Annotated in this window: 23 protein-coding genes; 11 read left to right on the top strand and 12 right to left on the bottom strand. The window is 66.5% G+C overall.

The features are described from left to right. From AAGT95_RS06175 to AAGT95_RS06205, 7 genes are read left to right on the top strand one after another with little or no spacing between them, the layout of a single operon-like run. Entirely contained in the window at nucleotides 1-834 is an 834-nt protein-coding gene (locus AAGT95_RS06175) for an alpha-D-ribose 1-methylphosphonate 5-phosphate C-P-lyase PhnJ (RefSeq protein ID WP_110601812.1), read from the top strand. Then, the gene (gene phnK, locus AAGT95_RS06180; protein ID WP_110601814.1) at nucleotides 831-1,640 is read left to right on the top strand and encodes a phosphonate C-P lyase system protein PhnK; all 810 of its coding nucleotides are present in this window, start codon (nucleotides 831-833) and stop codon (nucleotides 1,638-1,640) included. The genes AAGT95_RS06175 and phnK overlap by 4 nt, the downstream gene beginning before the upstream one ends. 13 nt (nucleotides 1,641-1,653) lie before the next feature. Further along, nucleotides 1,654-2,406 (top strand): phosphonate C-P lyase system protein PhnL, encoded by a 753-nt coding sequence (gene phnL / locus AAGT95_RS06185; protein WP_342595893.1) that lies wholly within the window; start codon nucleotides 1,654-1,656, stop codon nucleotides 2,404-2,406. Further along, nucleotides 2,403-3,551: an alpha-D-ribose 1-methylphosphonate 5-triphosphate diphosphatase gene (locus tag AAGT95_RS06190; RefSeq protein ID WP_342595894.1), complete on the top strand. Its 1,149-nt coding sequence runs from the start codon at nucleotides 2,403-2,405 to the stop codon at nucleotides 3,549-3,551. The genes phnL and AAGT95_RS06190 overlap by 4 nt, the downstream gene beginning before the upstream one ends. A gap of 25 nt (nucleotides 3,552-3,576) precedes the next feature. Then, nucleotides 3,577-4,128 carry a ribose 1,5-bisphosphokinase gene (phnN, locus tag AAGT95_RS06195; protein ID WP_342595895.1) on the top strand — a complete coding sequence of 184 codons (552 nt, stop codon included), beginning with the start codon at nucleotides 3,577-3,579 and terminating at the stop codon, nucleotides 4,126-4,128. Continuing rightward, on the top strand, nucleotides 4,125-4,880 hold the full coding sequence (gene phnP / locus AAGT95_RS06200) for a phosphonate metabolism protein PhnP (protein ID WP_342595896.1): 756 nt from the start codon (nucleotides 4,125-4,127) through the stop codon (nucleotides 4,878-4,880). Before phnN ends, phnP begins: the two co-directional genes overlap by 4 nt. Before the next feature lie 59 nt (nucleotides 4,881-4,939). Further along, complete coding sequence (locus tag AAGT95_RS06205; protein WP_342595897.1) at nucleotides 4,940-5,587, top strand: DapH/DapD/GlmU-related protein; 648 nt, start codon at nucleotides 4,940-4,942, stop codon at nucleotides 5,585-5,587. A gap of 20 nt (nucleotides 5,588-5,607) precedes the next feature. Here the strand turns inward: AAGT95_RS06205 and thpR are convergent, their stop codons facing one another. From thpR to AAGT95_RS06220, 3 genes are all read right to left on the bottom strand, one after another. Further along, nucleotides 5,608-6,132, bottom strand: coding sequence for an RNA 2',3'-cyclic phosphodiesterase (gene thpR / locus AAGT95_RS06210; protein WP_342595898.1), 525 nt, complete (start codon nucleotides 6,130-6,132; stop codon nucleotides 5,608-5,610). Between the two features lie 87 nt (nucleotides 6,133-6,219). After that, nucleotides 6,220-9,402, bottom strand: coding sequence for a multidrug efflux RND transporter permease subunit (locus tag AAGT95_RS06215; RefSeq protein WP_342595899.1), 3,183 nt, complete (start codon nucleotides 9,400-9,402; stop codon nucleotides 6,220-6,222). 104 nt (nucleotides 9,403-9,506) lie between these two features. Next, nucleotides 9,507-10,688, bottom strand: a complete 1,182-nt coding sequence (locus AAGT95_RS06220) for an efflux RND transporter periplasmic adaptor subunit (protein ID WP_342595900.1) — start codon at nucleotides 10,686-10,688, stop codon at nucleotides 9,507-9,509. Nucleotides 10,689-11,172: 484 nt separating this feature from the next. Between AAGT95_RS06220 and AAGT95_RS06225 the strand changes: the two genes are divergently transcribed. Then, complete coding sequence (locus AAGT95_RS06225; protein ID WP_110715353.1) at nucleotides 11,173-12,141, top strand: AraC family transcriptional regulator; 969 nt, start codon at nucleotides 11,173-11,175, stop codon at nucleotides 12,139-12,141. A 36-nt stretch (nucleotides 12,142-12,177) separates the two neighbouring features. On the opposite strand, the gene AAGT95_RS06230 is transcribed toward AAGT95_RS06225, so the two are convergent. From AAGT95_RS06230 to gmk, 4 genes are all read right to left on the bottom strand, one after another. Continuing rightward, nucleotides 12,178-12,567: a RidA family protein gene (locus AAGT95_RS06230; protein WP_110601828.1), complete on the bottom strand. Its 390-nt coding sequence runs from the start codon at nucleotides 12,565-12,567 to the stop codon at nucleotides 12,178-12,180. Nucleotides 12,568-12,896: 329 nt separating this feature from the next. Continuing rightward, a complete protein-coding gene (locus tag AAGT95_RS06235; RefSeq protein WP_342595901.1) occupies nucleotides 12,897-15,059 on the bottom strand; it encodes a RelA/SpoT family protein in 2,163 nt (720 codons plus the stop codon). A gap of 113 nt (nucleotides 15,060-15,172) precedes the next feature. Beyond that, the gene (gene rpoZ / locus AAGT95_RS06240) at nucleotides 15,173-15,430 is read right to left on the bottom strand and encodes a DNA-directed RNA polymerase subunit omega (protein ID WP_075561565.1); all 258 of its coding nucleotides are present in this window, start codon (nucleotides 15,428-15,430) and stop codon (nucleotides 15,173-15,175) included. A 173-nt stretch (nucleotides 15,431-15,603) separates the two neighbouring features. Then, entirely contained in the window at nucleotides 15,604-16,266 is a 663-nt protein-coding gene (gene gmk / locus AAGT95_RS06245; RefSeq protein ID WP_342595902.1) for a guanylate kinase, read from the bottom strand. Nucleotides 16,267-16,439: 173 nt separating this feature from the next. Here gmk and AAGT95_RS06250 point away from each other — a divergent pair, with 173 nt between their 5' ends. Next, on the top strand, nucleotides 16,440-17,648 hold the full coding sequence (locus AAGT95_RS06250; protein ID WP_342595903.1) for an MFS transporter: 1,209 nt from the start codon (nucleotides 16,440-16,442) through the stop codon (nucleotides 17,646-17,648). A 68-nt stretch (nucleotides 17,649-17,716) separates the two neighbouring features. Next, nucleotides 17,717-18,766: a dihydroorotase gene (pyrC, locus tag AAGT95_RS06255; RefSeq protein WP_342595904.1), complete on the top strand. Its 1,050-nt coding sequence runs from the start codon at nucleotides 17,717-17,719 to the stop codon at nucleotides 18,764-18,766. A gap of 284 nt (nucleotides 18,767-19,050) precedes the next feature. Here pyrC and AAGT95_RS06260 read toward each other — a convergent pair whose 3' ends face one another. The 4 genes from AAGT95_RS06260 to AAGT95_RS06275 all read right to left on the bottom strand — a co-directional run bounded on the left by AAGT95_RS06260 (nucleotide 19,051) and on the right by AAGT95_RS06275 (nucleotide 24,572). Then, nucleotides 19,051-21,159, bottom strand: a complete 2,109-nt coding sequence (locus tag AAGT95_RS06260; protein WP_342595905.1) for a TonB-dependent siderophore receptor — start codon at nucleotides 21,157-21,159, stop codon at nucleotides 19,051-19,053. A gap of 25 nt (nucleotides 21,160-21,184) precedes the next feature. Continuing rightward, complete coding sequence (locus tag AAGT95_RS06265) at nucleotides 21,185-22,390, bottom strand: ABC transporter substrate-binding protein (protein ID WP_342595906.1); 1,206 nt, start codon at nucleotides 22,388-22,390, stop codon at nucleotides 21,185-21,187. A gap of 109 nt (nucleotides 22,391-22,499) precedes the next feature. Beyond that, the gene (locus AAGT95_RS06270; RefSeq protein WP_342595907.1) at nucleotides 22,500-23,072 is read right to left on the bottom strand and encodes a histidine phosphatase family protein; all 573 of its coding nucleotides are present in this window, start codon (nucleotides 23,070-23,072) and stop codon (nucleotides 22,500-22,502) included. A 57-nt stretch (nucleotides 23,073-23,129) separates the two neighbouring features. Then, a complete protein-coding gene (locus AAGT95_RS06275; protein ID WP_342595908.1) occupies nucleotides 23,130-24,572 on the bottom strand; it encodes an aminotransferase class V-fold PLP-dependent enzyme in 1,443 nt (480 codons plus the stop codon). A 143-nt stretch (nucleotides 24,573-24,715) separates the two neighbouring features. Here AAGT95_RS06275 and AAGT95_RS06280 point away from each other — a divergent pair, with 143 nt between their 5' ends. Then, entirely contained in the window at nucleotides 24,716-25,180 is a 465-nt protein-coding gene (locus AAGT95_RS06280) for an Lrp/AsnC family transcriptional regulator (protein ID WP_342595909.1), read from the top strand. Nucleotides 25,181-25,311: 131 nt separating this feature from the next. On the opposite strand, the gene AAGT95_RS06285 is transcribed toward AAGT95_RS06280, so the two are convergent. Further along, complete coding sequence (locus tag AAGT95_RS06285; RefSeq protein WP_342595910.1) at nucleotides 25,312-26,709, bottom strand: PLP-dependent aminotransferase family protein; 1,398 nt, start codon at nucleotides 26,707-26,709, stop codon at nucleotides 25,312-25,314. Nucleotides 26,710-26,832 lie beyond the last annotated feature (123 nt).

Below are 26,832 nucleotides of genomic sequence, written 5' to 3' on the forward strand. Positions count from 1 at the left end.
ATGAACGGATACAACTTCGCCTACCTCGACGAACAGACCAAACGCATGATCCGCCGCGCGCTGCTCAAGGCGGTGGCGATCCCCGGCTACCAGGTGCCGTTCGGCGGCCGCGAGATGCCGATGCCCTACGGCTGGGGCACCGGCGGCGTGCAGCTCACCGCCAGCATTCTCGGCGCCGACGACATCCTCAAGGTGATCGACCAGGGCGCCGACGACACCACCAATGCGGTCAGTATTCGTCACTTCTTTCAGCGCGTGGCCGGGGTCGAGACCACCACTGCGACCACGGCCGCGGACGTGATCCAGACCCGCCACCGGATTCCCGAAACCCCGCTGCGCGCCGGCCAGATCCTGGTGTTCCAGGTGCCGATCCCCGAGCCGCTGCGCTTCATCGAACCCAGCGAGCAGGAGACCCGGCTGATGCACGCGCTGGAGGAGTACGGCGTGATGCACGTCAAGCTCTACGAGGACATCGCCCGCTACGGCCATATCGCGACCACCTACGCCTACCCGGTCAAGGTCGACGGGCGCTACGTGATGGATCCCTCGCCGATCCCCAAGTTCGACAACCCCAAGCTCGACGGCAATCCGGCGCTGATGCTGTTCGGCGCCGGTCGCGAAAAGCGGCTCTACGCGATTCCGCCCTACACCCGGGTCGAGAGCCTCGACTTCGAGGATCACCCGTTCGAGATCCAGCGCTGGGAGCACGCCTGCGCGCTGTGCGGCAGCGATCACAGCTATCTGGACGAAGTGATCACCGACGACCAGGGCGGGCGGATGTTCGTCTGCTCCGATACCGACTACTGCCAGAGCCGGCGGGGAGAAGTGGCATGAAGAAGCCGGTGCTGGAACGCCCGGTCCTGCTGGATGTGCAGGGCATCACCCGACTCTACGGCCCGGCCAAGGGCTGCGAGGCGATCGATTTTCAACTCCACGCCGGCGAAGTGCTGGGCATCGTCGGCGAGTCCGGCTCCGGCAAGTCGACCCTGCTGCGGGTGCTCGCCGGCCTGGAAGCGCCGGATGCCGGACAGGTCCTGTACCGCCGTCAGACGGATGATGCGGGGGCCGAGGAAGCCGAGCTCGATCTCTACGCCATCGGCGAGGCGCGACGCCGGGCACTGCTGCGCCTCGAGTGGGGGCTGGTGCATCAGAACCCCCGCGACGGCCTGCGCATGGGCGTGTCCGCCGGGGCCAACATCGGCGAACGGCTGATGGCCCAGGGTCAGCGCCACTACGGCCAGCTCCGCGCCACCGGGCAGACGTGGATGCGCCAGGTCGAACTCGACCCCGGGCGTATCGACGATGCCCCGCGGACCTTCTCCGGCGGCATGCAGCAGCGGCTGCAGATCGCCCGCACTCTGGTCACCCAGCCACGGCTGGTGTTCATGGACGAGCCCACCGGCGGGCTCGACGTCTCGGTACAGGCGCGGCTGCTCGACATGCTGCGCACGCTGGTACGCCAGCTCGGCCTGTCGGTGGTGCTGGTGACCCACGATCTCGCCGTGGCGCGCCTGCTCGCCCACCGGCTGATGGTGATGCGCCGCGGCCAGGTGGTCGAGACCGGCCTCACCGACCAGATTCTCGACGACCCGCAGCACGAATATACGCAGCTGCTGGTGTCTTCTGTCCTGACGCCTTGAGGAAGGAATTTCAATGCATTCCATGACGAACGCCCGACCTCGCCTCACGGTGAACGGGTTGCACAAGCAGTTCCTGCTTCACGGCCAGGGCGGGCTCGAGATCGACGTGATGCACGATCTCTCGCTGACGCTGCAGGCCGGTGAATGTCTGGTGCTGGCCGGACGCAGCGGCATCGGCAAGAGCACGCTGCTGAAGATGCTCTACGGCGACTACCGCATCGATCAGGGCCGGATCCGGCTGCACTTCGATGATGGCGACCTCGATCTCGAGACTCTGCCGACCTATGCCTGGCATGGCCTGCGCCGCGACGTGATCGGCTATGTCAGCCAGTTTCTGCGGGTGGTGCCGCGGGTCGCCGCCGTCGATGTGGTGATGGAGCCGCTGCTGGCCCGCGGCGCCGACGAAGCCGACTCGCGCCAGCGAGCCGAGACGCTGCTGGCCCGGCTCAATCTGCCCGAGCGGCTGTGGCGACTGCCCCCCGGGACCTTCTCCGGTGGTGAGCAGCAGCGCGTCAATATCGCCCGCGGCTTCATCGGCGAGCATCCGCTGCTGCTGCTCGACGAGCCCACCGCCTCGCTGGACGCCGCCAACCGCGACGTGGTGATCGCGCTGATCGGCGAGGCCAAGGCGCGCGGTACCGCCATGCTCGGGATCTTTCACGACGAGGACGTGCGCGAGCGCGTCGCCGACCGTCTGCTGCCGCTGGATGGCAACCAGGGCGGCTTGTCCAACGCCAGCCAGCACTACCGGGAGAGCCTGTCATGAGTGCACGGGAACAGATCCTGACCCACGCCACACTGGTGCTCGACGACGAGACGGTCGACGGCACGCTGGTGATCCGCGACGGTCGTATCGCCGCGGTCGATCACGGTGCCAGTCAGGTCGCAGCCGCCATCGACTGCGAGGGCGACATCCTGCTGCCGGGGCTGGTCGAGCTGCATACCGACAACATGGAGAAGTATTTCCAGCCGCGGCCCAAGGTCGAGTGGCCGGGGCTACAGGCCGCGCTGGCCCATGACGCCCAGATGGCGGCCAGCGGCATCACCACGGTCTTCGACGCGGTCTCGGTGGGCGACGTCGACGAGCAGAGCATGCGTCACGGCTCACTCGACGATATGTGCCAGGCCCTGGCGCGGATCGCCCACGACGGCCTGGCGCGGGTCGATCATCGTCTCCATCTGCGCTGCGAGGTGAGCCACCCGAACACGCTGGCACGCTTCCACGAGCTGTCGTCATCGCCGCTGCTGGGGCTGGTATCGCTGATGGATCACGCCCCCGGTCAGCGCCAGTTTGCCAGCCTCGAGGCCTATCGCATCTACTATCAAGGCAAGTACAAGCTCGACGACGCGGCCATGAATGCCTTCATGGCGTCCCAGATCGACAACAGCCAGCGCTACAGCGCCGAGCATCGTCGCGCCATTGCGGCGATCTGCCGCGAGCGCGGTCTGGCGATCGCCAGCCATGACGATGCCACCGTCGAGCACGTCGCCGAAAGCGCCGAGTACGGCACCCGGGTGGCGGAGTTCCCGACCACCCTCGAGGCGGCCGAGGCCTCCCACCGGGCCGGCATGGCGGTGATGATGGGCGCGCCCAACGTGGTTCGTGGCGGCTCCCACTCCGGCAATATCGCCGCCGCCGCGCTGGTCGCGCTGGGCGTGCTGGATATCCTGTCGTCGGATTACTACCCGGCCGCGCTGCTCGATGCGGTGTTCAAGGTGGCGGCGATGGAGAACGGCTACGCCTTGCCCCATGCCGTTGCCACCGCGACCCGCATTCCGGCCGAGGCGGTCGGGCTGGTGGACCGCGGCCGTCTGGCGCCGGGGCTGCGTGCCGACCTGCTGCGGGTACGCGTGATCGACGGGCATCCGGTGGTGCAGAGAGTTTGGTCTGCGGGCCAGCAGGTGCATTGATGGCGTATTTTCCGAGAGGTCCGAGATGTCGCGTCTGATCTACGTCATGGGCGCCAGCGGGGTCGGCAAGGACAGCCTGCTGCGCGAACTGCGCCAGCGCCGTCCGGATCTGCTGGTGGCGCATCGCTATATCACCCGGGCCAGCGGTAGCGGCGAGAACTGTGTCGAACTGAGCGCCGCCGAGTTCGCCTGGCGCCGGAAGCAGGGGCTGTTCTGCCTGGCCTGGTGCGCGCATGGGCTCAACTATGGCGTCGGCATCGAGATCGAGTCCTGGCTGACGGCGGGGCATACGGTGGTGCTCAACGGCAGTCGCCGCGCGCTGGCGCTCGCGCGGGCGCGCTTCGGTGAGTCGCTGGTGCCACTGCTGGTGGTGGCGGATGCCGAGGTGCTGCGCCGACGTCTGCTCGCGCGTGGGCGCGAGACGCCGGCCGAGATCGAGGCGCGGCTGGCGCGGGGCGGCGACGAGGAGACCCTGGGCGACATCCCGCGGCTCGACAACGGCGGCGAACTGGCACAGAGCATCGAGGCGCTCGAAGCTTTCGTCGAGGCGTCGCCCGCGACGGCATCGCCGCCATGAAGCTGCGTTTCGCCGGCACCGGCGACAGCGCCCAGGTGCCCTGCTTCGGTTGCGACTGCCCGGCGTGTCAGCGGGCGCGGCTGCTGACTTGCCACCGCCGCGGGCCGTGCGCCGGCGAGATCGAGCTCGATGGCGAGCTGATCCTGATCGACGCCGGCCGCATGGACCTGGCCGAGCGCTGCGAGCGTCAGCGCCCGGCCGCGATCCTGCTGACCCACTACCACGCCGATCACGTCCAGGGGCTTCTGCACCTGCGCTGGGGGCGGGGCGAGGCGATTCCGGTGTATGGCCCCAAGGATGCCCAGGGCTGTGCCGACCTGCACAAGAACCCCGGCATCCTCGACTTCCGCCCCGGCCTCAAGCCGTTTCGGCCCCTCACCCTCGGCGGCCTCACGCTGACGCCGCTGCCGCTCAATCACAGCAAGCCGACGCTGGGCTATGCGATCGAAGACGGCGCCCAGCGCATTGCCTGGCTCTGCGACACCGTTGGCCTGCCCGGGGCCACCGAGCGCTTCCTGAGCGAGTGGCAACCCCATGGCGTGGTGATCGACGCGACCCATCCGGATTCCTCTGACACGCCGCGTAACCACAACAACCTCGCCATGGCGCTGGAGATCATCGAGCGTCTCGACCCCGCCCGCACCTGGCTGACGCATATCAGCCACGAGCTGGACGCTTCGATGATGACAGGCAGTTCGCCACTGCCGGTCGGGGTCGAACTCGCGGCAGATGGTCTGGAAATTCTGGTTTGAAGATTTCGCCGCCGACGACCGCTCCAACTCGACGAAACCGCCAACGGGAAGAGGTACGAATGTCGACTATCAATCCGCCGAGCGCTGCAAAACTTTCGACTACGGTCATCGATCACAGCGTGAAAATACGTGAGAGCTCGATCGGCGAACAGTGCGAGATTCTGGCTCACACCTACATGGAATACAGCGAGCTGGGGGATTTTTCCTACCTCGGCGAATATTGCCATGTGGCCGATTGCTCGATTGGCAAGTTCACCGCCATCGCCAATCATGTGCGCCTTGGCGCGCCCAATCACCCCATGGGACGACCTTCCCAGCACCGTTTTACCTACTGCCCGGAATACTACGATTCCGATCTGCAGCGCGACGCGGGCTTTTTCGCCCAGCGTCGCGAACAGCGCGTGACGATTGGTCACGACGTTTGGATCGGGCATGGCGTCACGGTGTTGCCCGGTGTCCATGTCGGTAATGGCGCGGTGCTGGCGGCGGGCGCCGTGGTGACGAAAGACGTGGCCCCGTATGCGGTGGTGGGCGGCGTCCCCGCGCGCGCGATCAAATCCCGCTTTCCGCCCGACATCGTCACCCGACTGCAAGCCATCGCTTGGTGGCACTGGCCGTTCGAGACGATCAGCGCAAGGCTTTCCGATTTTCAGGACGACGACGTGGTCGCGTTCTGTGAGCGTTGTGAAACCGCGCACGAGTGCTAGCTGGATAGGTCATCGTGATCTCAGCCTGAACGGCAAGCCAGGGTGCGATAGCGCGAGCCGCCGTCGCCGAGCTGCGATTCCACCAGCGCGAGATGGTCGAAGCGCCAGCGCAGCGGGGCGGGTAGCCGTGAATCCGGGGCCGCAAGGTCGGCCTGGCGAACCAGGCTGACATGCGGGGTGAAGTCACGCTGTGGCGCGGTGAAACCGTGACGGGCGAGTGCCTGCCAGAGCTCGGCATGGAGTGCCAGCAACGCAGGGTCCGGCGTCTGGCTGCCGGCCCAGACGATGCGCGGCTGAGGGAAATGGCCGAGCCGATCCAGCGTCCACTCGCCCTGCGGCGCCGGCCACGCCCGGGTCAGCTCGAGCAGCGCCGCCAGCCGCGAGGCATCGACACTGCCCAGAAACGCCAGCGTGATATGCATGTTCTGCGCCGGTAGCGGGTAGCCGCCGCAGCGGGGTGCCAGGCGTCCGGCCTCGGCGGCCAGCGCCCGACGACTGGCGTCGTCGGGCCACAGGGCGAAGAAGAGTCGGCGAGAAAGGATCACGATGGCGGCTCCCGATGGCGTTGCCTGCAGGGTGGCGCATCGTTCCCCTCGTTGCCAACGGTTTCCCGGTATGCGCGTGGCTCCCGCTCAGGCGGGGCCGTCGTGGGGCCGAGGCTCCTCGCCCTCCATCGTCGAGCCGTGATCCTGGCGCAGCGGGCCGGCCAGCTTGCGCAGCGCGACATAGAAGACCGGCGTCAGGAACAGGCCGAACAGGGTCACCCCGAGCATGCCGGCGAAGACCGCGATGCCCAGTGCCTGGCGCACCTCGGCACCGGCGCCGTGACCCAGCGCCAGCGGTATCACCGCCGCGGTGAAGGTGATCGAGGTCATGATGATCGGACGCAGTCGCAGGCGGCAGGCTTCCAGCGCCGCCTCCACCACGCTGCGACCCTGGAACTCGAGCTCGCGGGCGAATTCGACGATCAGAATCGCGTTCTTGCAGGCCAGCCCGATCAGCACCACCAGCCCCACCTGGACGAAGACGTTGGTGTCGCCGCCGGAGATCCTGACGCCGACCAGCGCCGAGAGCAGGCACATCGGCACGATCAGGATCACCGCAAGCGGCAGGGTCCAGCTCTCGTAGAGCGCGGCCAGAACCAGGAACACCAGCAGTACCGCCAGCGGGAAGACCACCAGCGCGGCATTGCCCTGGGTGAACTGCTGATAGCTGAGGTCGGTCCACTCGAAGTCGATGCCATCCGGCAGTACCCGCTCGCCGATATCGGACAGCACGCCCATCGCCTGGGGCGAGGAGAGCACCCGCGGGTCGGCTTCGCCGGCCAGGTCCGCCGCCGGATAGCCGTTGAAGCGCAGCACCGGGTCGGGGCCGAAGCTCTGGTGGATATCGATCATCGAGCCGATCGGCACCATCTCGCCCAGGGCATTGCGGGTACGCAGCCGGGCGATGTCCTCGACGCTGTCGCGGTAGGGGGCGTCGGCCTGGGCGATGACCTGCCAGGTGCGGCCGAAATTGTTGAAATCGTTGACGTAGGTGGAGCCCAGATAGGTCTGCAGGGTGTCGAACAGGTCGCTCACCGCCACGCCCTGGGTCTTGGCCTTGAGGCGATCCACCTCGGCATCGAGCTGGGGCACGTTGGCCTGGTAGCTGGTGATCGGATAGGACATGCCCGGGGTCTGCACCACCGCGCCCTGGAACGCGGTCACCGCCTCCTGCAGCGGGCCGTAGCCGAGCCCGCCACGGTCCTCGATGAACAGCTGATAGCCGGAGCCGTTGCCGAGCCCGAGGATCGGCGGCGGCATGAATGAGAACGCGATGCCGTCCTTGAGGCCGGCGATCCTGCCCGCGATCTCGGCGTTGATCTCTGCCGCGGTACGGGTGCGCTGGTCGAATGGCTTCAGGGTCAGGAACGCCAGCCCGGTGTTGGCGGTGTTGGTGAACTGCAGCGCGTTGAGGCCGGGGAACGAGATGGCGTGCTCGACGCCGTCGGTCTCCATGGCGATATCCACCACCTGACGCAACAACTCGTCGGTGCGCTCCAGCGAGGCCCCCTCGGGGAGCTTGACGCCGGCGATCAGGTACATCTTGTCCTGAACCGGAATGAACCCGGGCGGCACCAGCTTGAACAGATAACCGGTGGTTCCCAGCAGGATCAGGTAGATCACGAACACCGCGCCGCGACGGCGCAGGCTACCCGCGACCACGCCCTGGTAACGATTGGAACTGGCGTTGAAGAAGCGGTTGAACGGCCGGAACAGCCAGCCGAACAGGAAGTCGATGATTCGGGTCAGGCGATCCCTGGGCGCGTCGTGGGACCTGAGCAGCATCGCCGCCAGCGCTGGCGACAGGGTCAGCGAGTTGATCGTCGAGATGACCGTGGAGATGGCGATGGTCACCGCGAACTGACGGTAGAACTGGCCGGTGACCCCGGAGAGGAATGCCATCGGCACGAATACCGCGCACAGCACCAGGCCGATGGCGACGATCGGGCCGGAGACCTCGCGCATCGCCTGGTGGGCGGCGGCCCGCGGTGCCAGCCCCTGGCCGATGTTGCGCTCCACGTTCTCCACCACCACGATGGCGTCATCCACCACGATGCCGATCGCCAGCACCAGCCCGAACAGGGTCAGGGTATTGATCGAGTAGCCCAGCAGGTAGAGCACCGAGAACGTGCCCACCACCGAGACCGGCACCGCCAGCAGCGGAATCAGCGAGGCGCGCCAGGTCTGCAGGAACAGCGTCACCACCAATACCACCAGCAGTATCGCCTCCAGCAGGGTCTGGATCACCGAGCGGATCGAGTCGCTGACGAACAGCGTGGTGTCATAGACGGTGCGATATTCCACCCCCGGCGGGAACTGGGTGGCCAGCTCGTCCATGGTTTGGATCACCTGGTCGCGGATCTGGAGCGCGTTGGCGCCGGGCGACTGGAAGATGCCGATCGCCACCGCGTCCTTGCCGTCCAGCCGGGAGCGCAGGGTGTAGTCGCCCGCGCCCATCTCGAGCCGCGCGACATCGCGAAGCCGAAGTACTTGGCCGTCGGCACCGACCTTGAGCACGATGTTGCCGAACTCCTGCTCGGTGGACAGCCGGCCCTTGGCGTTGATCAGGGTGAGAAAATCGCTGTGCGGCATCGGCTCGGCGCCGATTTGGCCGGCGGAGACCTGCACGTTCTGCTCGCGCATGGCGGCGACCACGTCGCCGGCGGTGAGACCATGGGAGGCAATGCGGTCGGGATCCAGCCAGGCGCGCATGGCGTAATCGCCGCCGCCGAACATCTGGGCCTCACCGACGCCGGAAATCTTCGCCAGCTGGTCGCGTACGTGCAGGCGGGCGTAGTTGCGCAGGTAGAGGGTGTCGTAGCTGTCATCCGGCGAGACCAGGTGCACCACCATCAGGAAGGTGGGCGATTGCTTCTGGGTGGTCACGCCCTGCCGCCTCACCGCCTCCGGCAACCGCGCCAGCGCCTGGCTGACCCGATTCTGGACCCGCACGGTGGCCTGTTCGGGATCGGTACCGGGCTGGAAGGTGATGGTCATCTGCAGCACGCCATCGGAACCGGCCACCGACTTGAAGTACATCATGTTCTCGACGCCGGTGATCGCCTCTTCCAGCGGCGTCGCCACGGTTTCCGCGATCTCCTTGGGGTTGGCGCCCGGGTAGGTGGTGCGGACCAGCACCGAGGGCGGCACCACTTCCGGATACTCGCCGATCGGCAGGTTGGGAATGGAGATCAGGCCCACCGCGAAGATGATGATCGAGAGCACCGCGGCGAAGATCGGCCGGTCGACGAAAAAGCGGGAAAAATTCATGACAGCAGGCTCCTGGGCGGCGGGGACGATGCCCGCCGCGTCTTGTCATTCAGAGGAGAGAAGCGCTTCAGGAAGCGTTGAGTGGATCGGCGCGCAGGGCTGCCTCAGGATCGAGTGGCAACCGCCTTGCCCGCCTCCGCTTCCCGCATGGCGATCGGGTTCGGCGTGACCGGCATGCCGGGTGCGAACACCTTCTGGGTGCCATTGACGATCACCCGTTCTCCGGCCTCGAGGCCTTCCTCGACCACCACCAGGTCGCCCACCTCGCGGCCAAGCTGTACCTGTCGGGGCATCACGGTGTTGTCGTCGCCGACCACGTAGACCAGACGTCGGTCCTGATTGGCGAGCACGGCCTTGCGATTCACCAGCGTTGCCTTGGCGAGATTGGCGACGGGCATCTCCACGCGGGCGAACTGGCCGGGCCTGAAGGCGCCATCCGGGTTGGGCAGCACGGCGCGATAGCGTAGCGTGCCGGTATCGGCGTTGATCTGGTTGTCGACGAAGTCCAGTTGCGCCGGATGCGGGAAACCCGTCTCGCCGGTCAGGCCGATATGCAGCGTGGCGCTCTTGCCTTGATTCAGCAGTGCCTGGGCGCTGGGGGCTTCGGCTTCGTTGCTGTCGAAATAGACGTACAAGGGGTCCACCGACACCAGCGTGGTCAGGACCGACTGGTCGGCACTGGCGAGATTGCCCTTGGTGACCATCGCTCGTCCGGTACGGCCCGTCACCGGCGCGATCACCTGGGTGTACTGCAGGTCCAGTTCGGCACTGGTCAGCGCGGCCTCGGCCTCGGCCTCCTGGGCCTGGGCATTGAGCGCCGCCGCCTGGCGCTGATCGTGCTGCTCCTGGGAAATCATGTGTTTCTGGATCAACTGGCGGGAGCGGCCGGCCTCGACTTCGGTGAGCCGGCGCTGGCTGCGCGCCTGTGCCAACGATGCCTTGGCGGCCTGGACGCGAGCTTCGTAGGGGCGCGGGTCGATCCGGAACAGCAGGTCGCCGGCCTCGACCAGCTCTCCCTCCTCGAAGGCCACCTCGTCGATATAGCCGCTCACTCGTGGCCGGACCTGCACGGTCTGCGGTGATGCCACGCGGCCGGTAAAGGTCTCACGCAATGTGATCGGTTCCACCAGCACCGTTGCCACGTCGACTTCCGGCGGCGGTGGCGCGGCGGCGGAGTCCGCTTCGCCATGGGCATCGCAGCCGGCCAGCAGCGCGATGACGAGCATCACGCCTAGGCCGCGAGTCAGACCCGTTTTCGACAGACGCTTGTGGTCGGACTTGTTCATTGTTGGGCTTCCCTTGTTTCATTCCCGGTCATCGATCCCTTGCCCCACCTTTCACGGCGGATCGCCCTGGGGTGCCTTCGAGTCGGTTTCGGGGGTTATCGACCGACGGCGCCGGCAGCAAGGGGCGTCGATCAACCGATGAAGACGAGGCGAGTGGCGCCGGTCAAAACGCGCCGTCGCCCTTCGCAAGACGGCAGGTGCCGGCGGGGGATCATGGCCTGACAATGTACGTTCGCGCCGCGAGCGGGCGTTATCGGTTTCCTCCGTATTGATTGCCTGATCCTGTCAATATCGCCAGTCTTCGAAGCAGAATACCTATTGGCCTCTGCCGGTCTTAGGGGATCGTCGGTTGACTTGCCCGTTTCTTCAAAGGTCTTGCCCAATCCTGCATAAGTCCTCAAATCGTCATAAAAGCACCGTTATGACGGCATATACTCGCGATACATCCAAGATCGAGCATTGGCGATCCATACGGGGTGAGAACATGAGTATCGTGCAACCGGTTTTTCAGACATTAGATGACGAGCTCGCCCAATTGGCGAAAACTCTAGCCCGTCAGATTCAGAAGTGGGCACCGGAAGAGGGCCTGACGCCCACATCGGTGCCAGGGCTGGAGTTGGTGCGCGCCAACTCCTCGCACACCAGCTGTCTCGGTTCGACGGTCTACGACCCCTCGCTCTGCCTGATCGCGCAGGGCAGCAAGCGTATATGGCTGGGGGATCGGGAGATCGACTATGGGCCGCTGAGCTGCATGGTGTCGGCGGTGCATCTGCCGGTGCTGGGCAAGGTGACCGAGGCCTCGGCGGAAAGGCCCTACCTGGGGCTGAAGCTCGCCGTCGATGCCCAGGAGATCACCGCGCTGGTACTGGAGCTGGGGGAGGGCGTGGGTGAGATGGAGATGCGGGAGTGTGCCGAGACGGCTTGCGGCCTGAGTCGCGTGCAGGCCGAGAAGGGCCTGGTGGAAGCCATGCTGCGGCTGGTCAACCTGCTCGATTCACCCCAGGACATTCGCATCCTCGCACCGTTGGTGCGGCGCGAGATCTTCTATCGTGCACTGATCGGCGAGATCGGCCTGCACATGCGCAAGTTCGCGGTGGCCGATACCCAGACCCACCGCATCGCGAAGGTGATCGCGGCACTCAAGGATCGCTTCACCGAGCCGCTGCGCGTTCGCGAACTGGCGGAGATGGTGAACATGAGCGAGTCGTCGCTGTTCCACAGCTTCAAGCAGGTCACCCGGATGTCGCCGGTGCAGTTCCAGAAGAAGCTGCGGCTCCATGAAGCGCGCAGGCTGATGCTGACCGAAGGGATGGAGGCGGCCACCGCCAGCTTCCGCGTGGGGTACGGCAGCCCATCCCATTTCAGCCGCGAATACAGCCGCCTTTTCGGAGTGCCGCCGCGCGCGGACGTGAGCAAGCTGCGCGGCGAACTACCGCAGACCGCGCGTGCCTGATGGTGCGCCCCGATTCCGGCGGGCCGAGCAACGGACTCAGTCGCCGATGACCATGACCGCTTCGGCTTCCACCTGGCTGCCCTTGGGGAGCTGCTTGACGCCGACCGCGGCGCGAGCCGGGAACGGCGCCTGGAAGAACTCCTCCATCACCTGGTTGACCACGCCGAAGTTGTCGAGGTCGGTCAGGTAGAGGTTGAGCTTGACGATGTCCTGCAGCGAGCCGGCGGCTTCCTGGCACACGGCGGACAGGTTGGTGAAGACCTGGCGGGCCTGGGCCTCGAACTCCTGGGAGACCAGTTCCATGGTCTTCGGATCGAGCGGAATCTGACCCGAGAGATAGACGGTGTTGCCCGACTTGATCGCCTGGGAATAGGGGCCGATGGCGGCCGGGGCGTTGTCGGTGTTGATAACGGCTTTGTTGCTCATGGCGTACCCTCCAGCATTGTTTCAATGTCTGCGTGGACTCGGCGGCCCCGGTAAATCGCGTCGTTGTGCGGTGCCGGTGTGCCGGTCCGATCTCAATCCTCACCTATATCCATAGGCTTCGGTCGACTCGAAACCTGCGGGGTCGTCCGTCGGACGTCCGCTTCGCTTCGAGTCTGTGCTTGCGCCTTGCGCTTCATCCCGCTCGCCGATCCATCCGGCGTTCCTGACATCCAAACCGCGTTTCGGCGATATCGCCGTCCATGGACGGAGCCATGACGCAAAAAACGTTGCCCCGCCGTGTTGGCCACGGCGGGGCAACGATCCTGCGATTAGTTTCGGGCGCGGACGATGCGGCCGATATGGTTCAGATTGCGCAGGCGCTTGATGATTCGCGCCAGATGAACACGCCCCTTGACCAGAATGGTCAGGTTGACGATCGAGAGCCTGGCATCGCGCTCCTCGATCCCGATACGCTCGATATTGGCGTCGGCATCGGTGATCAGGCTGGCCAGTTCGGCGATCAGGCCGCGCCGGGTCTCGACCTCGATCCGCAACGGTACCGGGAAATCCTGATCGATCTGCTTCGACCAGGTCAACGAGACCAGTTTGTCGGGATCGTCGCGCAACTCGTCGAGATTACCACATTCGTGACGGTGGACGACGATCCCCTTGCCGATGGAGAGGTGGCCGATGACCGGGTCTCCCGGTAACGGGTGGCAGCAGCGGGCAAAGCTGATCGCCATGCTCTCGGAACCGTTGATCACGATCGGACCGTTGTGAGGCGAATCCTCCAGCAGCCGCTCCAGCGGGTCGTCGCTCGCCCCGGTATCCACATCCGTGGTGAGTTCCCGCGCGACCAGGCGCCGCGCCGTGGCATGCGCCAGGCGGGTACCGAGGCCAATGGTCTCGAGCAGATCGTCCTCGGTCTTGAGGTCCAGCTCCTCCAGCAGCGCCGGGAGCCGTTCCGGCGGCAGCTTCTCCAGGCTGGTCTCGAAGCTGCCCAGCGCCCGGTTGAGCAGGCGGCGGCCGAGCTGAATCGCTTCGCTGCGCTGCTGGCTCTTCAGCGCATGACGAATCGCCGAGCGCGCCTTGGCGGTGATCACGAAATTGAGCCAGGCGAGATTGGGACGTGCGCCGGGGGCCGTGATGATCTCCAGGGTCTGGCCGCTCTCCAGCGGGGTCGACAGCGGCGCGAGATGACGATCGATGCGGCAGGCGATGCAACTGTTGCCGATGTCGGTATGGACACTGTAGGCGAAGTCGACCGCCGTGGCCCCCTGCGGCAGCTCCATGATGTCGCCTTTGGGGGTGAAGATGTAGACATCGTCCGGGAACAAGTCGTTCTTGACGTGTTCGATGAACTCCAGCGAGTCACCGGCGTGGCGCTGCATCTCGAGCAGGCCACGGACCCATTCGCGGGCCCGGGCATGGCTGCCGGCGGCGATGGGGCGTTCGGTCTGGCCGGCCTTGTAGAGCCAGTGGGCGGCGATGCCGTTATTGGCCATCGCCTCCATCTCGCGGGTACGGATCTGCACCTCGATCGGCATGCCGCTGGGGCCGAACAGCGTGGTGTGCAGGCTCTGGTAACCGTTGGCCTTGGGGATGGCGATGTAATCCTTGAAGCGCCCCGGCACCGGCTTGTAGAGATTGTGCACCGCGCCCAGCACGCGATAGCAGTTGTCGACGCTGTCAGTGATGATACGGAAACCGAACACGTCCATGATCTCGGCGAACGGTTTACGCTGGTCGTGCATCTTGCGGTAGATCGACAGCAGGTGCTTCTGGCGCCCGACCACGCTGCCGGTGAGGTCGTCTTCGTCGAGCCGGCGCTGCAGGCTGGTCTGGATCTGGCGCATGGTCGAGCGGCGGTTGCCGCGGGCGCTGGCCACCGCGCGCTTGATGCGCTCGGCGCGCATCGGGTGGATCGCCTGGAACGAGAGGTCCTCGAGCTCGACGCGAATGGTGTTGATGCCCAGCCGCCCGGCGATGCGGGCGTAGATCTCCAGGGTTTCGCGGGCGATGCGGCGCTTCTTGTCCGGGCGCAGTGCACCCAGCGTGCGCATGTTGTGCAGGCGGTCGGCGAGCTTGACGATGATCACCCGGATGTCCCGGGACATCGCCATCACCATCTTCTGGAAGTTCTCGGCCTGGGCGACCGCCTTGTCCTCGAAGGTGATCTGGGTCAGCTTCGAGACGCCGTCGACCAGCTCTGCCACGGCCTCGCCGAACTGCGCTTCCAGCGCTTCCCGGGAGACGCCGGTGTCCTCGATGACATCGTGCAGCATGGCGGCCATCAGGCTCTGATGGTCCATGTGCATGTTGGCGAGGATATTGGCGACGGCGAGGGGATGGGTGACGTAGGGCTCGCCGGAACGACGCTGCTGGCCGTCGTGGGCCTGTTCGGCGTAGTAGAAGGCGCGTTTGACCTGCTGAATCTCGTCGTCGGGGAGATAGCCGCCGAGGCGATCGGCCAGGTCATCGATGGTGAACATGCGGCGCGCCTATTTTTTCGTTAACGACCCGTCTTACATGGCCCGTCTGGCAACCGGCTCCGTGGAGACCGCGACAACGGCCCGGGGGCCGTCGGCCATGCCGGGAGAGTGGCTCAGATGTCGTATTCCTGGGTCGGCTCGGGACGCGGGCGCGGCGGGGCGGCTTCGACCGGCTCGTCGAGAATGCTGTCACCGATCTGGCCGGTGGCGATCTCGCGCAGGGCCATGACGGTCGGCTTGTCGTTTTCCCAAGGCAGCAGCGCATCGCGGGAGCCGCGCGCGAGCTGGCGGGCGCGTTGGGACGAGATCATCACCAGCTTGAAACGGTTCTCGATGTGGTCCAGACAATCTTCGACGGTCACTCGTGCCATGAGGGTAGCCCTGCCAAACAAATTGGGTGAACGCGCCCCGGACTGCGGGGTCTGCGGGACCGAGCAGTCTACTGGAGTGGCGCGCTGTCTGACAAGAGGCCTCGACGGGTGGCAAGAGTCCTCGACGAGTGACGAGAGTGCATCATGACCGGCAGGTGCACGCCAATGGCGGTTCAGTCGATGCCGTTCAGCAGCTCGTGGAGCAGCGTCGCATGACGTGCCTGCATCTTGTCGAGACGCGACCGGCGCGCATGAACGATGCACTCGAGCTCGGTCAGGGCGTGCTCGAAAGTGTCGTTGATGACGACATGTTCGTACTCGTCGAAATGCGACATCTCGCTGACCGCATCGCGCATGCGCCGTTCGATCACCGCCTCGTCGTCGGTCCCGCGCCCGGCAAGCCGCTCCCTCAGCGCCTCCCGCGACGGCGGCAGGATGAAGATCGACTCGGCATCCGGCGCCTGTTCGCGAACCTGCCGAGCCCCCTGCCAGTCGATCTCCAGAATCACGTCCTCGCCCACCGCGAGTCGCTTCTCGACCTCGACTCTCGAGGTGCCGTAGTGGCGGTCGAAGACCCAGGCGTGCTCGAAGAATTCGCCGCGTTCGACCATTGCCTCGAACTCGGGCTGGGCGACGAAGTGGTAGTTGACCCCATCCCGTTCGCCGGGGCGCATCGCCCGTGTGGTATGGGAAACCGAGACGCCGATGCCCGCGTTGCGCTGGAGCAGGGCACGGACCAGGCTGGTCTTGCCGGCACCGGATGGCGCGGAAATGATATAGAGCGTGCCGACTGCCGGCGCGGCGGTGGCGTGCGATGCGGAAGTACTTTGCGACATGGCGAGACGGCCGTGAGGAAGTGCGTGAAGCGGCTCAGTATGCCATGAATCGAAGCGATTGGGGCGGCCCGACGGGTTCGGTCGTGCGCTAGAATGGTGGAGGTCGGCGAGTCTCGCCTGGCGTTCGAGATCACTCGACGATGCCCAACCCGATTCCACTCCGAAGGAGTTCCATGGCCTCTTCACAACCTGCGGCGGCCGGCAGCCCGGTCGCCTTCATCGGTGCCGCGTTCGCCTTCGTGCTCACCATGATCGGCACCACCATGCCGACGCCGCTCTATCCGATCTATCAGCAGCAGTTCGGTTTCTCCCAGCTGACGATCACGATCATCTTCGCGGTCTACGCAGCCGGCGTGATGGGCGCGCTGCTGCTGACCGGACGCTGGTCGGATCAGCTGGGACGGCGCCCGATGCTGTTCGCCGGCCTGGCCGCGTCGGCGTTGAGCGACCTGGTGTTCTGGCATGCCGGCGGTCTCGGCATGATCCTGGTTGGTCGCGTGCTGTCCGGTATCTCGGCCGGCATCTTCACCGGTACCGCCACTGTCGCGGTCATGGAGCTGGTGCCCGAGGCCTGGAAGCGGGCCGGCCCGCTGGTCGCCACCGCGGCCAACATGGGCGGGCTGGGGCTGGGGCCGATGCTGGCCGGGGTACTGGTGGTGGCGTTCCCGATGCCGCTGATCCTTCCCTACGTCGTCCACCTGGCCCTGGTCGTGCTGGCCGTGCTCTGCCTGTGGCGGGCGCCCGAGACGGTGGAGCGCCCGGCGCGGATTCGGCTCAGCGTGCAGCGGCTCGGCGTGCCCGAAGGGGTTCGCGGCATTTTCATTCCCGCCGCGATTGCCGCTTTTGCCGGCTTCATGGTGTGTGGGTTCGCGACCTCGGTGACGCCGGCTTTTCTCGGCAAGGAGCTTGGCCATCACAACCCGGCGCTGATCGGCTTCGTGGCCGGACTGCTCTTCATCGCCTCCACCGCGGGGCAGATCCTGCAGGGCAGGCTGCCGGCCGCGCGCCGCCTGCCGATCGGCTGCGGCATCCTGCTGATCGGCGTGCTGTCGATCGCCTGGGGTATCGGCGCGAAAACGCTGACGGGATTCATCATCGGCCCCGTCGTCGCCGGCATCGGCCAGGGCATCGCCTTCCGTGCCGGGTTGGGCGCCATCGCGGCGGCAAGTCCGTCGGCGCAGAAGGCTTCGGTGGTTTCGACCTTCTTCGTGGTGGCTTACATGGCCATCTCGCTGCCCGTGATCGGTATCGGCGTGGTCGCCTCCTTCATCAGCCTGCAGCTGACCGGGCTGCTGTTCGCGCTGCTGGTGGCACTGCTCTGTTGCGTGGCGCTGGGCCTGCTGCTCCGACCGTCCCGACGGCAGCGCTTGGAATCACCCTGATCCGCTCCTCTCTCGGCGCTCTGGTATCATGAGCGCCGATTCGTTTCACCGACTGCCAGGAGCCCCCGATGACCGCCGCGCCCGATACGCTTACCCTCCGCCGCCCCGACGACTGGCACTTGCACTTCCGTGACGGCGAGGTCATGCAGACCGTGGTGCCCTACACGAGCCGGACCTTTGCCCGTGCCATCGTGATGCCCAACCTGGTGCCGCCGGTCACCACCATCGAGGCCGCCAGTGCCTACCGTGAGCGGATCATGGCGGCAGTTCCCGCCGGTCACGACTTCACCCCGCTGATGACCTGCTATCTCAATGAGAGCGTCTCCCGCGAGACGCTGGAGCGCGGCCACGCGGACGGCCTGTTCACCGCCGCCAAGCTCTACCCGGCCAACGCCACCACCAACTCCCAGCACGGCGTCAAGCACATTGCCGACGTCTACCCGCTACTGGAAGTGATGCAGCGGATCGGCATGCCGCTGCTGGTTCATGGTGAAGTGACGCGTGGCGAGATCGATATCTTCGATCGCGAGAAGGTCTTCATCGACGAGGTGATGACCGACATTCGCCGCCAGTTCCCGGCGCTCAAGGTGGTGTTCGAGCACATCACCACCCGGGACGCCGCCCAGTTCGTGCTGGAAGGCGACGAATTCCTGGGCGCCACGCTGACCCCCCAGCACCTGGCCCAGAACCGCAACGACATGCTGGTCGGCGGCATTCGCCCGCATCTCTACTGCCTGCCGATCCTCAAGCGGCAGGAGCATCAGCAGGCGCTGCGCCAGGCCGTGGCCAGCGGCCATCCGCGCTTCTTCCTCGGCACCGATTCCGCCCCCCACATCACCGCCGCCAAGGAGACGTCCTGCGGCTGCGCCGGGGTGTTCAATGCCGAGGCTGCGCTGTCGGTCTATGCCGATGTCTTCGAGCAGGAGGGGGCGCTCGAGCACTTCGAAGCCTTCTGTTCCGAGAACGGCCCGCGGTTCTACGGCCTGCCGCTGAACCAGGGCACGGTCACCCTGACCCGGCAGCCGACCCCGGTGGCGGCCAGCGTGGGCGAGGGCGACAACACCTTCGTGCCCTATCGGGCCGGAGAGTCGCTGAGCTGGAAGACGACGCTGAACTGATCGACGCTTCCCGCGTCACGCAGGCATTAACGTAACGGCACCCCGGCCTGGCGCCGGCGGGCCGGTCGCTTGGCGGGCGGCACCCCCTCCACCCTCTACCCCCACGCCCCCCCCCCCCCCCACCACCCGCCCCCCCCTACAACCACACACAACACACCAACAAACACACAACACCACCCAAACCAAAAACACCCCCACCCCCACGACCGTAACGCACATTAACGTAACCCCGCCCGGCTTGGCCGGCGGCCCGTTCGCTTGTCTGGCGTGGACTCGGCAACACACTAGAACGTCACGCTGGCCTGCAGCGTGACTTCCAGCGGTTCGCCGACCACCACCCGGGTGTCGCCGATGCTGGAGGGGTAGTAGGTGGTATCGAACAGGTTCTTCACGTTCAACTGCAGATGGGTGTTGTCACCCAGCCAGCCGTTGTCCCAGGCGATGAAGGCGTCGGCGACGGTGTAGTCGTCGAGGCTGAAGCTGTTGTCGGCGTCGCCCTCGCGAATGCCGACGTAGCGCACCCCGCCGCCGACCCGCCAGCGGCCGTAGTCGGGATCGAGCCCCAGCTCTCGGGCCAGCAGCAGCGAGGCGGTGTGCCGTGCCACGTTGGGCAGCTCGTTGCCCGCCGTGCCGCCGTCGGCGTCCTCGAGTACCGCGGCATCGGTATAGGCGTAGTTGGCGAGAATCGACAGCCGGTCGGTCAGTTCTCCCTGGGCGGAGAACTCGATCCCTTTCGAGCGGCTCTTGCCGATGGCCCGCGAGACGCCGTTGTCGCTGACGACGACGTTCTCCTTGGTGATCTCGAAGTAGGCCAGCGAAGCCTGCAAGCGGTCGGCCAGGAAACTGCGCTTGACCCCCGCTTCCCAGCCGCGACCCTCCTCCGGGGCGAAGCGCTGGCCGGATTCGGCATCGGGTTCGTTGGGCACGAACGATTCGCTATAGCTGGCGTAGAGCGAGGTCTGTGGCGTCAGCCTGTAGAGCAGGCTGGCGTGGGGCAGGAAGATGTTGTCCTGGGTGTCGGTCTCGACCACGAACGGGCGGCTCCGGCCGCCATAGAGTTCGGTATGCTGAAAACGCCCGCCCAGACCGAGAATCCAGCGTTCGCCCAGATGGAGGTTGTCGTCGAAGTAGGCGCCGGTGGTGTTGATCTCGTGAAGGCGGCGACTGCTGTCTTCGAGATAGGTGGCGCCGTCCAGCGTCAGATCGCCGTGATTCGGATGGTAGATCGAGATCGTGTCGGTGGCGCCGCGATAACGGTCGGCCAGGTAGTCGCGGCGGCGTTCGTGATCGATGCCGACGGTCATCTCGTGGCGAACGCCGGCCAGTTCGACATCGCCGAGCAGCTCGGCGGCGGTATAGATCACCCGGCGGTCGAAGCCGTGGTTGGCATCGGCGCGCCGCCTGGCGTTGCCATCCTCGTCGACGCTCAGCACCCGGAGCTGGCCGTCGTCGTATTGACGCCGGTTCCAGCCGTAGCTCAAGCGGCTGGTCCAGGCGCTGCTCAGATCCTGCTCCCAGCGCGCGGTGAACGACTGATCGTGGCCGGTGACCCGCGACCACGCCTCGTCGAAGCGGCGCTTGCGCGGCACGTCGACGGGATCGCCGTCGACGAAGGCGGTGCCGCGATCCAGGGTCAGGTCGTAATCGCGATACTCATAGGCGAACCACAGCCGGGTGTCGTCGTCCTCCCAGCTCAGCGAAGGGGCCACCACCGTCTGGCGGTTGCTGCCGAAGTCGCGCCAGTAATCCTCGTCCTGCTGGCCGACGATGAACCGGAACGCCGCGCCGCTGTCGCCCAGCGGACCGGTGACGTCGACGCTGGCATCGCCGCCGCCGAAAGAGGTGCCCTTGCCGCTGATGGTGCGCGCCCACGCGTATTGCGGCTTCTTGCTGACGATGTTGACCACCCCGCCGGGCTCCTGGATGCCGTAACGAAACGAGCTCGGCCCCTTGAGCACTTCGATCCGTTCGGCGGTGAACAGCGGAAAGGTATTGCGCGGCTGGCGGATGCCGTCGCGCAGGATCGAGCCGTCGCTGTTGCTGCCGAACCCGCGCTTGATGAAGCTCGCTTCGGTGCCGCCCATGGTGTTGCCCTGGGTGATGCCGTTGACGTAGCCCATGGCGTCGGTCAACGAATCGGCACCGATGTCCTCGAGCATCCGGGCGCTGACCTGGTCGACCGTGCGCGCCTGGCTCAGGAAGTCGGTGGCGCGACCGGTGACCATGCTGGAGGGGCCTGGGCGATAGGCGTCGTCGACCGGCGCCGCCGATGTCGCCTTGACGACCAGCGGGTCGAGGGTCGTGGCGCTGGTCTCGGCGGCCTGCGCCGCGGGGAGGTACAGCACGGCCATCGCCAGCGCGGAGCGTCGGCAGAGTCTGGGGGTGATACGCATGATGGGGTTCCCGGGGGTGATCTCGTTATCGCGGGTCTCGAGACCCGTCGTTGGTATTGCCGTTCTCAGATGGGTTGCCGGCGTAGGTCGCCTGGAAGGTGCCGCTGGCATCGATCGGCATGAACCGGCGATAGAGCGACTCCAGCGTCTCTTCGGGGTCGAGCGCCGCGCATTGGCGAGGATGCAGCCAGCCGGCGATGGCCTGCAGCGCGACCACCGAGAACGGCCCCTGGTGATAGCCGTGCCAGAGCGCATGGAAGCCGCCATCGCTGACCGCCGACAGTGCCGGCCAACCCGGGCGACGGGCCACGACATCGGCCATGTCGCGCTGGGTGTCGCTCTTCTCGACGCCGAAGCCGGCGCGAACCGAACCGCCTTTCGGCCACTGCGCGGCAGTGGCGATGATGACGTCGGGGTCGCGGGCCAGAATGGTTTCAGGATTGAGCACGTTCTCGGTGCCGGGACTCATGCCGGCGGCGATGTTGTCGCCCCGCGCGTAGGCCACCAGATCGGCGAGGCCGGAGTCGAAGTTGCTGCGGCAGCAGTCGACCCTGAGCCCGGGGGCGATATCGATCAGCACGCTGGGTCGCCGGGTGACGGTAGCGAGACAGTCGTCGACCGCGGCCTGCTCGGTATCGAGCTGCTGGATCAACGCGGTGGCGCGGGATTCCGCGCCCAGGGCGCGGCCCAGCAGACGCAACGATGGGGCGGTGTCCGCCAGCGGATGCTCGCGGAAGTCGACGAACAGGATCGGTATTCGTAGCGCCTCCAGCTGCGCCCGCAGCGGCGATGTCTGCAGCTCGCGATAGCGCGAGACATCGGCGACGATCAGGTCCGGATCGAGGGTGATCAGCGCTTCGGCGCCCAGCATGGCGTTGTTCGCCGTCCCCGGCGCCGGCAGGTCGGCAAGGGCGGGCAAGGCTGCTGTCAATCGCGACTGGGCCACCGGGTCGAAGCTCTCGAGCGAGCCGCGCCAGCCGCTCATCCGCGAGACGGGATCGGGCAACAGGGCAGCGAGGGCGAACAGGTGGCGCGGGTTGTCGAGGAAGATGCGCTGCGGCGGAGCCTGCAGCGTGAGCTCCTGGCCGGCCAGGTCGGTCAAGGTGACGGGGAAGTGGGGGGCCGCGGCCGGGTCGGTACGCTCCGCCGCCAATGCGGTCGTCGACCACAGTAGCGCAGAGCCGATCGCGATGATGGCCAGGCCCAGCCGGCTGGCGAAAAGCGCTCGCATCGTTCTTCTTCTATTTGATTAAAGATAATCATTATCATTATTATTCATGGCGCGGTCAACGCGGCGCCAGCCGCGATGTCACCTTGGTCGGCGCATCGAAGGTCCTGGGCTATGACGGGCGAACCGACTCCAGGTGAGCTCTCGCGAGGGGCTCGATCGTCCACTGCGTACTGCCCATGGGAGCGATCCACAACGGAATCGCGTTGGCCGAGCGTGGCCCCGCCGGGCTGCCGTGGGTCAGCCCGCGCACGGCGCGAACCAGCCCCGAATGCCCTACGATCAGTGGCGTGTCGGCCTCCTCGAGCAGGGCGTTGAGGGTGGTGGCGATGCGCGCCACGAACGTCTCCCAGGACTCGCCGCCAACGGGCGTGCTCAGATAGGGAACGGTATCGGGGATCGTCTGGCCCTCCAGCTCGCCCCAGTGGCGCTCCATCAGCCCGTCGACGACCCGATCCGGGGCGCGGCCCAGGGCCAGCTCGGCGGTACGATAGGCGCGCTGCAGCGGGCTCGACACCGTCAGCGGCCAGTCGACATCGCCGAGCAACGCCCGGGCGCGCCGCGCCTCGTCTTCTCCCTGCGGGGTCAGTGCCACGTCGTGCTGGCCGCCGATCCGTCGTTCGAGATTGCGGGTGCTCTGGCCGTGGCGCAGAAAGACGAAGGGGCGACGGATCAGGGTGGGCATGGCGATGGGCTCCAGCGCATCAGCAAAGCGACCATCTTACCCGGCCCGGTGCGGCTGTCATCCCCCGGCGGCGTCGACCCGGAAGCGCGCGGTGACCGGATCGGCGCGATAGTGGCGGGCCCAGGCCGCTGCCTCCCGCGCCAGAGTCTGAACGCCGTCGAGGATGCGCTCCACCTGGGCGTCGTCGTGCAGAACGTTCAGGCTCAGCCGTATCCAGCCGGGCTTCTCCAGCTCGTGGCCCTGGCCCAACCGCTCGACCAGCGCTTCGGAGGCCGCGGCATCGATGCCGAGCAGGCGATGGGCGTAGGGGCCGGCGCAGGCGCAGCCACCACGAGCCTGGATGCCGTAGACGTCGGACAGCATGCGGGTGAAGAGCTGGTGATGGACCAGGTTGCCAGCATCGTCGCGCACGCGGAAGGAGAAGATCGGCAGCGCTGGCACGTCCTGGCGGCCGAGCAGTTCCAGGCGCGGTTCGTCTGCCCAGCGGGCGAGCGCGTGTCGGCGCAGTTCGGCATCGCGCCGGGCGATTTCGGGCAGCCCGATTGCCTCCTTGACCAGCAGCGCCAGCGCGGCGCGAATGTCGCCGACCACATTGGGGGTGCCGCTCTCCTCGCGGGCTTCGAGACGGCTGCTGTAGTGGTGTGTCCAGGGCGAGACGAAGCTGACCGTGCCGCCGCCGGGCAGCGACGGTGTGCGGCGGTGAACGAGCGTGTCGCGGACCACCATGACGCCGGAAGCCCCGGGTCCGCCGACGAACTTGTGCGGCGAGAAGACGATGGCGTCCTTGCGGCAGTCCGGCGCGGGCGCCATGTCCATCGCCAGATAGGGGCCGCCACCGGCGTAATCCCACACCGCCAAGGCGCCGTGGCGTTTGAGGCGCCGGGTGATGTCGTCGACGTTGCTGACGATCCCGGTGACGTTGGAGGCGGCCGAGAAGGCGCCGACGATCAGGTCGCTGCCGGCGACGGTATCCAGTGCCCGCTCCAGCGCCACGATGTCCGGCCCGCCGGCGTCGTCCTCGGGAATCTCCACCAGCACGGCGCCGCTCTCCCGCCACGGCAGGAGGTTGGAGTGGTGCTCGTAGGGACCGACCAGCACGCTGACCCGCTCGCCACGCCGCACGCGGGCGGCGATATCGAGCAGCGCCACGATCCGGTTGATGCCGGCGGTGGCGCCGCTTCCGCTGAACACCACGTGGCAATCCTCGGCGTTGAGCGCCCGCGCGATCAGCGCCCGTGCCTCCTGGCGCAGCCGGGTCATGGCCTGCCCGCAGTGCGAGGCCTCGGTGTGCGAGTTGGCGTAGAACGGCAGGATCTCTTCACTAATGAAGCGCTCGACCTGGCGCAGCGCTCGGCCGGAGGCGACGTAATCGGCGTAGAGCAATCGCCGTTCGCCGAAGGGGGTGACGAACGGCATGTCGTTGCCGATCAAACCTTCCCGCAGCCGGGCAAGCAGATCCGGTCCGGACAGGGAGCGGCGAAAATCGGCGAGCGTCGTCATGGCAGCACCTTGGTGTGAGATGAGGAGGGCGTGGAGAGGGGGAGCACGAGCCTCCAGCGCGTCCGGCTATGATATCCCGACGTTGACAGGTAAATTTCTCGATATGACCTGAAAATCAATTATTACATGAGTGTTTTGACACCATGAACGACGCCAAATTGGATCATTTCAACCTCGCCATCCTGCGCACGCTGCAGCTGCGTCCCGGTCTCCCCCAGCGTGAGCTGGCGGAGCGCGTCAATCTTTCCCAGAACGCCTGCTGGCGGCGGATCAGGCAGCTCGAAGAGGCGGGCGTGATCGAGGCGCGGCGGCTGGTGCTGAGCCGTCAGGCGCTCGGTTTCGGGCTGGTGGTGTTCTCCATGATTCGCACTCGCAGCCACTCGCGGACCTGGCTGGCGGCGTTTCGCGAACATGTGCTGGGGATTCCCGAAGTGATCGACTTCTATCGTATCGGCGGCGATTACGACTACATGCTCAAGATCGTGACGCGGGACATCGGCGCCTTCGATCTGATCTATCAGCGCCTGATCGACGGCTTCGAGATCGACACCGTGACCTCCTACTTCGCCATGGAGGCGCTGGCGGAGAGCCGCCCGCTGCCGGTGTGACACTCGTATGGTGCGGGCTCCACCCCGCGCTGGGTGCATATCACCAGTGCCGGCCTCGACTGGCTGCCGCCGCGCAGCACGTTGCCGGGGCCGCGAAGCAGCTAGCGCTGAACCGGGCTGCGGTCAGTGTTTCAAACCGTCTGCCACAGCATCGGATCCGGGTCGCCCAGCGTTGTGGCGATGACCTGCAGGGCGTGTTCGAGCGCTTCGCGGCTCTCGGCGGCGCTGATGCAGACACGAATCGCCTGGGGGGCGCTGACGCTACCGAGGCAGAAGCTTTCCGCCGTGCTGACGTTGACCCCTTGAGCCTGGAGCTGGCCCACCACATGGCTGGTACGCAACTCGCCCGGCAGTGCCAGCCACAGATAGAAACCGCCGCGATGCCCGCGCGGGGAGAACTCGCCCAGCCTCTCCATCGCGCGGTCGAAGCGCCACTCGAGCTCTTCGCGCTGCCACTGCAGCAGTGAATCGGCGTCGCCGCTTTCGATCCAGCGGCAGACCAGCGAGGCCATCAATGGCGGCGGCATCCAGCTCTGCGCCCGCAGCGCTGCCGTCAGTCGCCCGTGCAACAGCGGTGGCGCGCGCATGGCACCGACGCGCAGGCCACCGCCGAGCAGCTTGGCCACCGAGAACAGTGTCACCGTGCACTCGGGGGCCAATCGATAGAGCGGTGTCACCGGGTCATCATCGAGCTGGGGGTGGATGTCATCCTCGATTAGCCAGAACCGTCGCTCCCGGGCCAGGGCGACCAGCGCGTGGCGCCGTGCCTCGCTCAGCCTCGCGGTGGTGGGGTTGTGGCAGTCCGGCATGACATAGAGCGCGCGGAACGGCTGCTGCTCGAAAGCACGCGCCAGCGCATCGATGTCAATCCCTTCCTCGTCGTGGGCGATCGCCACGCTCTTCAGCGACAGCTGCTGTAATCCGCTGATCAGGCCCGGATAGGTCAGCCGTTCCGCCGCCAGCCGCTCACCGGGAGAGAGCAGGGCGCTGAGGCTCAGGAAGATGCCGTGCATGCCGCCCTGGTTGATCACCAGCTCGTCCGCGGGAACCGGGCGTCCGAGTGTGGTCAGCCAGCCGGCGATGACTTCCCGCTGCCAGGTCAGGCCCGCTTCCGGCTGATAATCGATGGCCGCCCGCAGCAGTTCGGGGTCGTGCTGGATCGACTGCATCGCCCGCGCCAGCGATGCCTCGCGCTGCGGATGGGGGGGCGGCAGCGACAGGCTGAGATCGACGATGCCGCTGTCCGGCGCGGCGCGACGGACATGATCGAAAGCCGGATGGGGCGCCCCGGCGCCGCGCACATAGGTGCCGCTGCCGACCCGGGCGGTGACGATCCCGCGCTGTTCGGCGAGGGCGTAGGCGCGAGTCACGGTACCGACGGTGACGCCGAGGGCATCCGCCAGGCGTCTTTGCGGTGGCAGCTTGGCGCCCGCCACCAGTTCGCCGCTGGCGGTGGCGTTGGCGATGGCATCGGCCAGTTCGCGGTAGCGCGGACCTTGACCGGGTAGAGCGGGTATCCAGATTGTCATGGTGACAAAAATCGAGTTGACCGGGAAATTAGGCGGTTTATGCTCGAATTGTTCGGTCTTTTGGCCGCAAAGTCAACAAATTGTACCCATTCAATTTCTGAGGAACGACTTCCTCGAGAGGTG

The organism is Salinicola lusitanus (genome assembly GCF_038648475.1).
GTDB lineage: Bacteria > Pseudomonadota > Gammaproteobacteria > Pseudomonadales > Halomonadaceae > Salinicola > Salinicola lusitanus.

Bases quoted from the DNA above. Each gene is read 5' to 3' on its own strand.
- AAGT95_RS06175 (WP_110601812.1), top strand. From the start codon at position 1: ATGAACGGATACAACTTCGCCTACCTCGACGAACAGACCAAACGCATG.
- phnK (WP_110601814.1), top strand. From the start codon at position 831: ATGAAGAAGCCGGTGCTGGAACGCCCGGTCCTGCTGGATGTGCAGGGC.
- phnL (WP_342595893.1), top strand. From the start codon at position 1,654: ATGCATTCCATGACGAACGCCCGACCTCGCCTCACGGTGAACGGGTTG.
- AAGT95_RS06190 (WP_342595894.1), top strand. From the start codon at position 2,403: ATGAGTGCACGGGAACAGATCCTGACCCACGCCACACTGGTGCTCGAC.
- phnN (WP_342595895.1), top strand. From the start codon at position 3,577: ATGTCGCGTCTGATCTACGTCATGGGCGCCAGCGGGGTCGGCAAGGAC.
- phnP (WP_342595896.1), top strand. From the start codon at position 4,125: ATGAAGCTGCGTTTCGCCGGCACCGGCGACAGCGCCCAGGTGCCCTGC.
- AAGT95_RS06205 (WP_342595897.1), top strand. From the start codon at position 4,940: ATGTCGACTATCAATCCGCCGAGCGCTGCAAAACTTTCGACTACGGTC.
- AAGT95_RS06215 (WP_342595899.1), bottom strand. From the start codon at position 9,402: ATGAATTTTTCCCGCTTTTTCGTCGACCGGCCGATCTTCGCCGCGGTG.
- AAGT95_RS06220 (WP_342595900.1), bottom strand. From the start codon at position 10,688: ATGAACAAGTCCGACCACAAGCGTCTGTCGAAAACGGGTCTGACTCGC.
- AAGT95_RS06225 (WP_110715353.1), top strand. From the start codon at position 11,173: ATGAGTATCGTGCAACCGGTTTTTCAGACATTAGATGACGAGCTCGCC.
- AAGT95_RS06230 (WP_110601828.1), bottom strand. From the start codon at position 12,567: ATGAGCAACAAAGCCGTTATCAACACCGACAACGCCCCGGCCGCCATC.
- AAGT95_RS06235 (WP_342595901.1), bottom strand. From the start codon at position 15,059: ATGTTCACCATCGATGACCTGGCCGATCGCCTCGGCGGCTATCTCCCC.
- rpoZ (WP_075561565.1), bottom strand. From the start codon at position 15,430: ATGGCACGAGTGACCGTCGAAGATTGTCTGGACCACATCGAGAACCGT.
- gmk (WP_342595902.1), bottom strand. From the start codon at position 16,266: ATGTCGCAAAGTACTTCCGCATCGCACGCCACCGCCGCGCCGGCAGTC.
- AAGT95_RS06250 (WP_342595903.1), top strand. From the start codon at position 16,440: ATGGCCTCTTCACAACCTGCGGCGGCCGGCAGCCCGGTCGCCTTCATC.
- pyrC (WP_342595904.1), top strand. From the start codon at position 17,717: ATGACCGCCGCGCCCGATACGCTTACCCTCCGCCGCCCCGACGACTGG.
- AAGT95_RS06260 (WP_342595905.1), bottom strand. From the start codon at position 21,159: ATGCGTATCACCCCCAGACTCTGCCGACGCTCCGCGCTGGCGATGGCC.
- AAGT95_RS06265 (WP_342595906.1), bottom strand. From the start codon at position 22,390: ATGCGAGCGCTTTTCGCCAGCCGGCTGGGCCTGGCCATCATCGCGATC.
- AAGT95_RS06270 (WP_342595907.1), bottom strand. From the start codon at position 23,072: ATGCCCACCCTGATCCGTCGCCCCTTCGTCTTTCTGCGCCACGGCCAG.
- AAGT95_RS06275 (WP_342595908.1), bottom strand. From the start codon at position 24,572: ATGACGACGCTCGCCGATTTTCGCCGCTCCCTGTCCGGACCGGATCTG.
- AAGT95_RS06280 (WP_342595909.1), top strand. From the start codon at position 24,716: ATGAACGACGCCAAATTGGATCATTTCAACCTCGCCATCCTGCGCACG.
- AAGT95_RS06285 (WP_342595910.1), bottom strand. From the start codon at position 26,709: ATGACAATCTGGATACCCGCTCTACCCGGTCAAGGTCCGCGCTACCGC.